At 59.4% G+C, this 10730-nt stretch carries 4 protein-coding genes and 1 rRNA gene; 4 read left to right on the top strand and 1 reads right to left on the bottom strand.

Annotated features, from left to right (window positions below; genetic code table 11):
* Positions 1-118 precede the first annotated feature (118 nt).
* From rrf to recD, 4 genes are all read left to right on the top strand, one after another.
* A 5S ribosomal RNA gene (rrf, locus tag CUN63_RS08770) occupies positions 119-234 on the top strand.
* Positions 235-390: 156 nt separating this feature from the next.
* Positions 391-3843: an exodeoxyribonuclease V subunit gamma gene (recC, locus tag CUN63_RS08765; RefSeq protein ID WP_129438722.1), complete on the top strand. Its 3453-nt coding sequence runs from the start codon at positions 391-393 to the stop codon at positions 3841-3843.
* A complete protein-coding gene (recB, locus tag CUN63_RS08760; RefSeq protein ID WP_129438720.1) occupies positions 3840-7526 on the top strand; it encodes an exodeoxyribonuclease V subunit beta in 3687 nt (1228 codons plus the stop codon). The genes recC and recB overlap by 4 nt, the downstream gene beginning before the upstream one ends.
* Positions 7523-9613 carry an exodeoxyribonuclease V subunit alpha gene (gene recD, locus CUN63_RS08755; RefSeq protein WP_129438718.1) on the top strand — a complete coding sequence of 697 codons (2091 nt, stop codon included), beginning with the start codon at positions 7523-7525 and terminating at the stop codon, positions 9611-9613. The genes recB and recD overlap by 4 nt, the downstream gene beginning before the upstream one ends.
* A 7-nt stretch (positions 9614-9620) precedes the next feature.
* On the opposite strand, the gene CUN63_RS08750 is transcribed toward recD, so the two are convergent.
* A complete protein-coding gene (locus CUN63_RS08750) occupies positions 9621-10568 on the bottom strand; it encodes a LysR family transcriptional regulator (RefSeq protein ID WP_129438716.1) in 948 nt (315 codons plus the stop codon).
* Between the last annotated feature and the right edge of the window lie 162 nt (positions 10569-10730).

Raw genomic sequence — 10730 nt, 5'->3', positions numbered from 1 at the left:
GCGGTGTGTGAAGACGAAACGAACCGAAAGTTCGAGATACTCACAAAACACCCAACTATCGCATACCCATTCGCTGGAGCGTGAACCTGAAAAGGCCCACGACCTGGCTACCGAATTTCTTGACGACCATAGAGCATTGGAACCACCTGATCCCATCCCGAACTCAGCAGTGAAACGATGCATCGCCGATGGTAGTGTGGGGTTTCCCCATGTGAGAGTAGGTCATCGTCAAGATTAAATTCCGAAACCCCTATCTGCGTATGCAGGTAGGGGTTTTGTTTTGTCCGCAGGAAAGTTCGTACAGCAATCCCGGACGGCTCCCGGCTGTCACAGTCTCCCGACAATGCTAAGGTTCGGCCCTAGCTTTTGTATTTTCCCAAGGAAGCCTTTATGCCGGACGCGACGTCCCTCAGTGCTGGTTTTATGGTGGTTCACGGCAACCGCCTGGACGAGTTGCGCAGCCTGGTGGTCAGCTGGATGCGGCGTTACCCGCTGGCTCCCTTGGAAAATGAAATTGCCTTGGTTCAGAGCAACGGCATCGCCCAATGGCTGAAGCTGGCACTGGCAGAAGACCCTGAAGACGATGACATGGGCGGCTGCGGAATCGCAGCAGCCATCGACGTGCAGTTACCGGGTAGCTTCATGTGGCAGCTCTATCGCATGGTGCTTGGACGTGACGAAATCCCGGTCAAATCCCTGCTCGATAAAGCTCCCTTGACCTGGCGTCTGATGCGTCTGCTTCCGCAGTTGATCAACCAACCGCACTTCGAACCCCTGCAGCGCTTCCTTACGAATGACACAGACTTACGTAAACGCTATCAATTGGCGGAGCGACTGGCGGATCTATTCGACCAATATCAGGTGTACAGGGCCGACTGGCTTGAAGACTGGGCAGAAGGTCGCCATCAATTACGAAATGGCAGAGGCGAATCCAAACCTCTGACCCCGGCTAACTGCTGGCAGGCAGAGTTGTGGCGTGCGCTGTTGCTGGATGTGGGGGAACAAGGCATGGCGCAAAGCCGAGCCGGCGTCCATCAACGGTTTATCGAACGCATCAACAGCCTCGACGTCGCCCCCAGCGGATTGCCTTCACGTGTGATCGTTTTCGGGATTTCTTCACTGCCCGCTCAAGCCCTGGAAGCACTGGCGGGGCTGGCCCGGTTCAGCCAGGTTCTGCTCTGCGTACATAACCCGTGTCGTCACCATTGGGCGGACATCGTCGCCGATAAAGATCTGTTGCGGCATCAGTACAAGCGTCAGGCTCGCAAGAGCGGAATGCCGGTTGTGCTCGACCCGCAAACCCTTCACCAGCATGCCCATCCACTACTGGCCGCGTGGGGCAAGCAGGGGCGGGACTACATCAATCTGCTCGACAGCTACGACGATCCCAACAGCTACCGCTCGGCATTCCGCGATGGCCATATCGACCTGTTCAGCGATAGCCAGCCACAGAACATGCTCAATCAATTGCAGGACGACATTCTTGAGTTGCGTCCCTTGAACGAGACTCGCGAGCGCTGGCCGGCCATCGATCCGGCGAACGACGAGTCGATCCGTTTTCACATTGCCCATAGCGCCCAGCGCGAAGTGGAGATCCTCCACGACCAGTTGCTTGCACGCTTCAGTGCTGATCCGGACTTAAGGCCTCGCGATGTGATCGTGATGGTGCCGGACATCGACAGCTACGCACCGCATATTCGAGCGGTATTTGCTCAGCTTGAACGCCACGACCCGCGTTTCATTCCCTTCACGCTCGCAGATCAAGGCCAACGTGGTCGGGACCCGTTACTGATTGCTATCGAACATCTGCTCAAACTGCCCGACAGCCGTTTCCCCGTGAGCGAGATACTCGATCTGCTGGATGTTCCTGCACTACGCGCTCGCTTCGGTGTAGAGGAACGTGATCTGCCGACCCTGCACCGTTGGATCGAAGGCGCAGGCATCCGCTGGGGCATGAATGCCGAGCAGCGCGCGGGTCTCGGTCTACCGCAGGAGCTGGAACAAAACAGTTGGCGTTTCGGTCTGCGACGGATGCTGCTCGGTTATGCCGTGGGCAGTGCCAGTGCTTGCGAGGGTATCGAACCCTACGACGAGATCGGTGGTCTGGATGCCGCGCTCATTGGGCCTTTGGTCGCGCTGCTGGACGCATTGGAGATTGCCCACCAGGAGCTCTCTCAACCCGCAGCTCCCAAACAATGGGGCTTTCGATTGCACGCACTGGTTCAGTTGTTTTTTCTGGCCAGTAACGAGCATGACGACTACGTGTTGGCCCAACTCGAAGAGCTGCGTGAAACCTGGCTTGAGACCTGCGAGTCAGTTGGCTTGCATGATGAACTGCCATTAACCGTGGTCCGTGAAGCCTGGCTCGCCGGCCTTGATCAGGGTCGCTTGTCCCAGCGTTTTCTGGCCGGTGCGGTTAACTTCTGCACCTTGATGCCCATGCGAGCGATCCCGTTCAAACTGGTCTGCCTGCTGGGCATGAATGACGGGGACTACCCGCGTGCCCAACCGCCACTGGACTTCGACCTCATGGGCAGTGACTACCGCCCTGGCGATCGCTCCCGACGTGAAGATGACCGTTATCTGCTGTTGGAAGCGCTGTTATCGGCACGTGATCAACTCTATATCAGCTGGGTCGGTCGCAGCATTCGCGATAACAGTGAACGCCCAGCGTCGGTGCTGATTGGCCAGTTACGAGATCATCTGGCCGGCGGTTGGCGACTGGATGATGTCGACGAAGATCTGCTTGAGGCCATCACTCAGGAACATCCACTGCAACCGTTCAGCGCCCGCTACTTTCATGAAGGCGATGATTTGTTCAGCTACGCGAGTGAATGGCAGGTGCTGCATCAAGCCAGTAAGCCGTCGACTGATATCGAGGTCCTTGATCCCTATGTTCAGGAGGAGCCGTTAAGTCTCGGTCAACTGCAGGACTTCCTGCGTAATCCTGTGCGACATTTCTTCAGTCAACGACTGAAGGTGTACTTCGAAGCGGCTGAAGTGCCCTTGGCTGATGAAGAGCCATTTGTACTCGATGCGTTGCAACGTTACAGCCTCAGCGACAGCTTGCTCGAAGCGGCGCTGGGACATCTGGATAGCACCGATCAGGTACTGGAAGCACAGGCAAAACGTCTGCAAAACAGTGGACTTCTGCCCATGGCCGGATTCGGCGAATGCCTTCAGCGAGAGTTGATCGAACCGTTGCCGGATCTGTTGCAGCGTTACCAACAGCTTTTGGCGTTATGGCCAACGCCTCTCACCAACGCTCTGCCAGTGAGTCTGGAGTTGCTGGGTCTGCGCCTGGAAGGTTGGCTCAGCGGCCTGCATCAACGTGCGGACGGTGGTTTGCTATCAGTCACTACAATCCCCAACAGCATCGGCTCAATCAAGTCGCGTAAATGGCATCGGCTGACACGGCCATGGGTCAATCATCTGGTTGCCTGCGCCAGTGGTATGGCGATGACCACCGCGTTGGTGGCCAGCGACGACAGTCTGCTTCTCGGTCCGATGGAGGAGGGTGCAGCCTTGCGGATTCTGGGCGACCTGTTAATGGCTTGGCAAACCGGCATGCGTCAACCGCTGCCGATTGCGGTGAAGACCGGCTTCGCATGGCTTGGTCAAACTGATCCGGTCAAAGCCCAGGCCGCAGCCCGCAAGGCCTATGAAGGCGATGGCTTGACCATCGACGGCGAGCGTCGCGAAAGCCCGGCACTCGCCCGACAGTTTGCCGACTTCGACTCGCTTACCGCAGACGAAACGTTTCCGGATTGGTGCAACGCGTTGTACCGGCCGTTGCTTGAAGCGCCTTGGCGTTCATTGAGCAGCGAGGAGGCGCGCGGATGACCACAAAACCTCTGGCCTTGGCGTTTCCCCTGCGCGGCAGCCAACTGATCGAAGCGAGCGCAGGGACCGGCAAGACCTTCACCATTTCTGCGCTTTATCTGCGCCTGGTCCTTGGCCACGGCGCAGAGTCGAGCGGCTTCGGACGTGAACTGTTGCCGCCGCAAATCCTCGTTGTGACGTTCACCGATGCCGCGACCAAAGAATTGCGCGAACGTATCCGCACGCGTCTTGCTGAAGCTGCACGGTTTTTCCGTGATGAAACATCGGCGCCCGATAGCCTTATCGCAGAGCTTCGTGAGGAGTACCTTCCCGAGCAGTGGTCCGGGTGCGCAAACCGCTTGGACATCGCCGCGCAGTGGATGGACGAGGCAGCAGTTTCAACTATCCACAGTTGGTGTCAGCGCATGTTGCGCGAACACGCGTTCGACAGTGGCAGCCTGTTTACACAAACCCTGGAAACCGATCACAGCGATTTGCTGGGCGAAGTCCTGCGTGATTACTGGCGCCTGTTTTGCTACCCGATGCAAGGCGATGCGCTGAACTGGGTGCGCGGAAATTGGGGCGGTCCAGCGGCTTTACTGCCGCGAGTACGTGGTTTGTTCGCCAGTGAGCGAGACAGCGTTGAAGGTAAAGAGCCTGCCGAGCTGATCACTGAGTGTCTGCAAGAGCGACGGGCAGCCTTGCTCGAACTCAAGATGCCCTGGCGCCAGTGGGCGGACGAATTACTTGCCATCTGTCACCAGGGTGTTGCGAGCAAGAGCGTCGACGGTCGCAAGATGCAGGCGCGCTATTTCGAACCCTGGTTCGAAAAGATCAGGGGCTGGGCTGAAGACGAATCCCTTGAGCAACTGGATATCGGCACCGGATTCACGCGCCTGACACCCGATGGCATGGCTGAAGCCTGGAAGGGCGAAGTACCCAGTCATCCCGGGCTGGACGCCATGCCCGGCCTCAAGGCCAGTCTCGATGGATTGCCGACTCCTGATGCCGCCGTGCTGCAACACGCCGCCCAGTGGGTCGGTACACGGTTCGAGGAAGAAAAGCGTCGTCGTGCGGAGATGGGCTTCGATGACATGCTGCTGCGCCTCGATGCCGCGTTGCAGTCCGATGGCGGTGAGCGGCTGGCGACCCTGATTCGCGAGCAGTTTCCGGTGGCGTTGATCGACGAGTTCCAGGACACCGACCCGGTGCAGTACCGGATCTTCGAGAGCATCTATCGCATCGAAGACAACAATCCCGAATGCGGTCTGTTTCTGATCGGCGACCCCAAGCAAGCGATCTACGCGTTCCGCGGTGCCGACATCTACACCTACTTGCGCGCCCGCCAGGCCACCGCTGGCCGACTGCATACCCTGGGTACGAATTTCCGTTCCAGCCATGGCATGGTCAGTGCGGTCAACCATGTGTTCGAGCGTGCAGAGTCTCGCGAGTCCGGGCGAGGCGCGTTCCTGTTTCGTGAAAAGAACGGAGAGAACCCGGTACCGTTCCTGCCCGTCGAATCCCAAGGGCGCAAAGAAGTTCTGCACATTGATGGCCAGGTCGTGCCCGCCCTGAACATCTGGCACCTGTCCGCCGATCAGCCGCTGTCCGGCGCGGTGTACCGACAACAACTCGCCGCCGCCTGCGCCAGTGAAATCACCGCTTTGCTCAACGGCGGGCAACAAGGTCGCGCGGGTTTCATACAGGACGGCAAGGACTTCAGAGGGCTGCTGCCAGCGGATATCGCGATCCTGGTCCGCGACGGTAAAGAGGCCCAGGCTGTGCGCGGCGAACTCTCCGCACGTGGCGTTCGCAGCGTCTATCTATCGGACAAGGACTCGGTGTTTGCCGCCCAGGAGGCCCACGACCTGCTGACCTGGCTCAAGGCCTGCGCCGAGCCGGATGTCGAGCGCCCGCTGCGAGCCGCGTTGGCCTGCATCACGCTGAACCTGTCACTGGCCGAACTGGAACGGCTCAATCAGGACGAACTGGCCTGGGAAGCGCGGGTCATGCAGTTCCGCCATTATCGCGAGCTCTGGCGCAAGCAGGGCGTGTTGCCAATGCTGCGGCGATTGCTGCATGACTTCCAGCTGCCTCAGACATTGATCGCGCGCAGTGACGGCGAGCGGGTGTTGACCAATTTGCTGCACCTGTCCGAGTTGCTGCAACAGGCGGCCGCCGAACTCGATGGTGAGCAAGCGCTGATCCGTCATTTGTCCGAGCATCTGGCGTTGTCCGGTCAGGCCGGCGAAGAGCAGATTCTGCGTCTGGAGAGCGACGAGCAACTGGTCAAAGTCGTGACCATTCACAAGTCCAAGGGGCTTGAGTATCCCTTGGTGTTCCTGCCGTTCATTTGCTCGGCGAAGCCGGTGGATGGCAGTCGTCTGCCGCTGCATTACCACGACGCCACGGGCAAGACTCAAGTGACCTTGAGGCCGACAGCCGAGTTGATTGTTCAGGCGGATGATGAGCGTCTTGCCGAGGATCTGCGCTTGCTTTACGTGGCCCTGACCCGGGCACAACACGCCTGCTGGCTCGGAGTGACTGATCTCAAACGTGGCAATAACAACAGCTCGGTGCTGCACCTGTCAGCATTGGGTTATCTGCTGGGCGGCGGAGCACCATTGGCCGAGTCGGCAGGTTTGAAGCGTTGGCTGGAAGACCTGCAGCAGGATTGTGCAGCGCTGAACTACGGTGAAATGCCTGAAGCGACCGCCGAGCACTACCATCCGCCGCACAACGATGCGACGTTGCTTGCTCCGCTGATACCCAAACGCAAGGCCAGCGAAAACTGGTGGATTGCTTCCTACAGTGCCCTGCGCATTGGCGACAGCATGAGCGTGGGCACTGATGAAGCGCCGGAGAGCCCGCAGGCGCAAAAGCTCTTCGACGACGAACGCCTCGATCCGCAAGCACCACGAGAAGTGGTGGCCGGTGGTGCTGATATCCATAGATTCCCTCGTGGCCCGAACCCCGGCACCTTTCTCCATGGTTTGCTCGAATGGGCCGGTGACGAAGGTTTTGCCGCCACGCCGCAAGCGGTGGAAGACGCCATTGCCCGTCGTTGCAATCGACGTGGCTGGGAGGGCTGGATAACTGCCCTGAGCGACTGGCTGCAGCATCTGCTTACGTCCCCGCTGCATATCGGCGGCGGGCAGGCCCCCGTGGTATTCGAGCAGCTCACCCAATATCGCGTCGAGATGGAGTTCTGGTTCGCCAGTCATAAGGTCGATGTGCTCAAGCTCGATGAACTGGTGCGCCAATACACCCACAACGGCGTGGCCCGGGTGGCTGCCGAGCCGGTGTTGCTCAATGGCATGTTCAAGGGCTTCATCGACCTGACATTCGAGCACGACGGCCGCTACTACGTCGCCGACTACAAATCCAACTGGCTGGGCGTCGATGACGCGGCCTATACCGAGGAGGCCATGGAGCAGTCGATTCTCGACAACCGTTACGACCTGCAATACGTGCTGTACCTGTTGGCCCTGCATCGCCAGCTCAAGGCGCGACTTGCCGATTACGATTACGACCGGCATGTCGGTGGTGCGCTGTACCTGTTCCTGCGCGGTACGCGCGCGTCCAGCCAGGGCGTGTATTTCGCCCGTCCTCCAAGAGCGTTGATCGAGCGTCTGGACCGACTGTTCCAGGGCAAGCCAGAACCCAAGGCCGAACCCGCCTGGGAACAGGGAGTTTTGCTATGAGTCGCACCTTCGCTGATTTGCTGCCCACTTCGTTGACAGCCGAAAGCCTGGCGGATCTGGCGCCGTTGAGTCGCGCCGATGACTTGCTGCTGTTGCTGACGCGCTGGGTTGAGCGCGGCTGGCTGCGAGCGCTGGACAAGGCCTTCGTCGCCTTTCTTCATGAGCTCGCTCCCGGCGATGATCCACTGGTGCTGCTGGCTGCCGCGTTGGCCAGCCATCAACTGGGCCACGGTCATGTGTGCCTGGATGTGTTCGAGACGCTTAAGGAACCGGACTTCGCCCTGTCGCTGCCACCGGAAGGTGATCTGCAAAGTGGCGCGATGTTGTTGCCGTCGCAATTGCTTGAGGCGCTGGACGGTGCCCATTGGTGCAAGGTCCTGGCCTCCAGCACTCTGGTCGCATTGGCGGTCGACGGTCGCGAGGCGGCGCAGCATCGACCATTGGTGTTGTCGGGCAAACGCCTGTACTTGCGTCGTTACTGGGCTTACGAACGGCGTATCGACAACTCGCTGCGTCAACGCCTGGTGGAACACGAAACCACACCGGATGATTTGTCCCAACGCCTCACCAGCTTGTTCGGCCCAGCCAAGCCCGGCGAAGTGATTGACTGGCAGAAACTCGCCTGTGCCCTCGCAACCCGCAGCGCATTCAGCATCGTTACCGGTGGCCCGGGGACCGGCAAGACGACGACGGTCGTGCGTTTGCTGGCGTTGCTCCAGGCGCCGGCAGTGGAGGCGGGCAAGCCGTTGCGTATTCGTCTCGCGGCACCCACCGGCAAGGCTGCAGCCCGACTGACGGAGTCCATCAGTCAGCAGGTGAGAACCCTGGAAGTCGATGAAACCGTACGAGTGAAGATCCCGTCAGACGTCACCACCGTGCACCGTCTGCTCGGCAGTCGTCCCGGTACTCGACACTTCCGTCACCACGCCGGTAATCGTTTACCGCTGGATGTGTTGGTGGTGGACGAAGCCTCGATGATCGATCTGGAAATGATGGCCAACCTGCTCGATGCGTTGCCGGCCCATGCCCGTCTGGTGCTGCTCGGTGACAAGGATCAACTGGCATCGGTGGAAGCCGGCGCCGTGCTGGGCGACCTGTGCCGCGACGCCGAGGCCGGTTGGTACAGTCCACAGACTCGCCTGTGGCTGCAAGCGGTCAGTGGTGAAAGCCTGGATGCCAGCGGTTTGCAGGAAGACACCCAAGGGACTCATCCCCTGGCTCAGCAAGTTGTGATGCTGCGTCATTCACGCCGGTTCGGCGAGGGCAGCGGCATCGGCCAACTGGCTCGTTGGGTCAACCAGCAGCAACCCGAGGAAGCTCGCAAGTTGTTGGCGGCTCGAAGCCATGACGACGTGTTTTCCCTGTCCCTCAAGGGGGAACAGGACCGGGCGTTGGAACGCTTGCTGCTTGAGGGGCATGGCGATGGACCGCAGGGTTATCGCCATTACCTGAGTCTCTTGCGCAGCCTGCGGCCACCGCTCGACAGCACACTTGATGATCCCTGCTGGACCGATTGGGCTCGCCAGGTACTGCAAGCCTTCGACGCCTTCCAATTGTTGTGCGCCGTACGCAAAGGGCCGTGGGGTGTTGAAGGTTTGAATCAGCGCGTGACCGCCGCGCTGCTCAAGGCTCGGCTGATCGACAGCGACCAGCAGTGGTACGAAGGTCGACCAGTGCTGATGACCCGCAACGACTATGGTCTGGGTTTGATGAACGGCGACATCGGCATTGCCCTCAAACTGCCGGAACGTGAGGGGCCAGAGGCTGGGAAGCAGGTGTTGCGTGTGGCGTTCCCACGTAATGATGGTCAGGGCGGCGTACGGTTTGTTCTGCCAAGCCGTCTCAATGATGTCGAAACCGTATACGCGATGACGGTGCACAAATCCCAGGGCTCGGAATTTGCTCATACGGCGTTGATTTTGCCGGATGCCCTGAACCCTGTACTCACCAAGGAATTGATCTATACCGGGATTACCCGGGCCAAAAACTGGTTCACCCTGATCGAGCCTCGTTCCGGCGTATTCGAAGAGGCGGTGCGGCGCAAGGTCAAGCGCTTGAGCGGGTTGATGCTGGAACTGGATGAGTGAGCACCGACTAATCCGCGAACAGCATCTCGCGACTTTCACCCATCAACAGACCTTGATTCTGCTCAGTAACCGCGCGGATGTAATCCCACAACAGGGTGATCCGCTTGAGCTTGCGCAGGTCTTCGCGGCAGTACATCCAGAACTGTCGAGTGATGTTGATCTCTTGCGGCAACACCGGCAGCAATCGCGGATCCTGGGCTGCCAGGAAGCACGGCAGAATCGCCAGCGACCGCCCTTGCTGTGCGGCCACGAATTGCGCAATCACACTGGTGCTGCGCAGGTTGGCACTGGCGCCGGGCAACACATTCGCCAGGTACAACAGCTCCGAGCTGAACGCCAGATCGTCGACGTAACTAATGAATGAATGTTTACCCAAGTCAGCCGGGCGTCGGATCGGTGGGTGCTTATCCAGATAATCCTGGGTCGCGTAGAGCTGTAATCGGTAATCGCAGAGTTTGCAGCAGACGTACGGACCATGCTCCGGGCGCTCCAACGCGATGACGATGTCCGCCTCGCGTTTGGACAGGCTGATGAAGTGCGGCAGCGGCAGGATGTCCACCGAGATCGCCGGGTAGGCGTCGACGAAATGGCTCAGCTGCGGGGTGATGAAAAAGCTGCCGAAGCCTTCGGTACAGCCCATGCGCACATGCCCGGATAACGCGACCCCGGACCCCGAAACCTGCTCGCAGGCCATGTGTAGCGTGCTTTCAATCGACTCGGCGTAACCGAGCAACCGCTGGCCTTCGGCGGTCAGGACAAAACCGCTGGTCCGGGATTTCTCGAACAGCAAAGTGCCCAACGCCGCTTCCAGCGAGCTGATGCGCCGCGACACAGTGGTGTAGTCGACCGCCAGGCGCTTCGCCGCGGTGCTGGCCTTGCGGGTGCGGGCGACTTCAAGGAAGAACTTGAGGTCGTCCCAGTTCAACGAGCCTAGAGACGTGATGTTTTTTTGCATGATGGACCGGCTTTTATGTGCGTTCTTATTAGAAGTTTGCACATCTATACTCCAAAAACAGTCCGACAACCAATTCGCAATACGCGCCTCATCTCAAGGCGACTTTCTCGCCTTGGCTCCCCAGATAGCTCTCTAAATAAGAACAACGTCCCGGAGACCCAA

Origin of the sequence: Pseudomonas sp. ACM7 (assembly GCF_004136015.1) — a bacterium.
Lineage (GTDB): Bacteria > Pseudomonadota > Gammaproteobacteria > Pseudomonadales > Pseudomonadaceae > Aquipseudomonas > Aquipseudomonas frigoris.
This window is presented reverse-complemented; position numbering and strand designations above follow the sequence as displayed.

Bases quoted from the DNA above. Each gene is read 5' to 3' on its own strand.
- recC (WP_129438722.1), top strand. From the start codon at position 391: ATGCCGGACGCGACGTCCCTCAGTGCTGGTTTTATGGTGGTTCACGGC.
- CUN63_RS08750 (WP_129438716.1), bottom strand. From the start codon at position 10,568: ATGCAAAAAAACATCACGTCTCTAGGCTCGTTGAACTGGGACGACCTC.
- recB (WP_129438720.1), top strand. From the start codon at position 3,840: ATGACCACAAAACCTCTGGCCTTGGCGTTTCCCCTGCGCGGCAGCCAA.
- recD (WP_129438718.1), top strand. From the start codon at position 7,523: ATGAGTCGCACCTTCGCTGATTTGCTGCCCACTTCGTTGACAGCCGAA.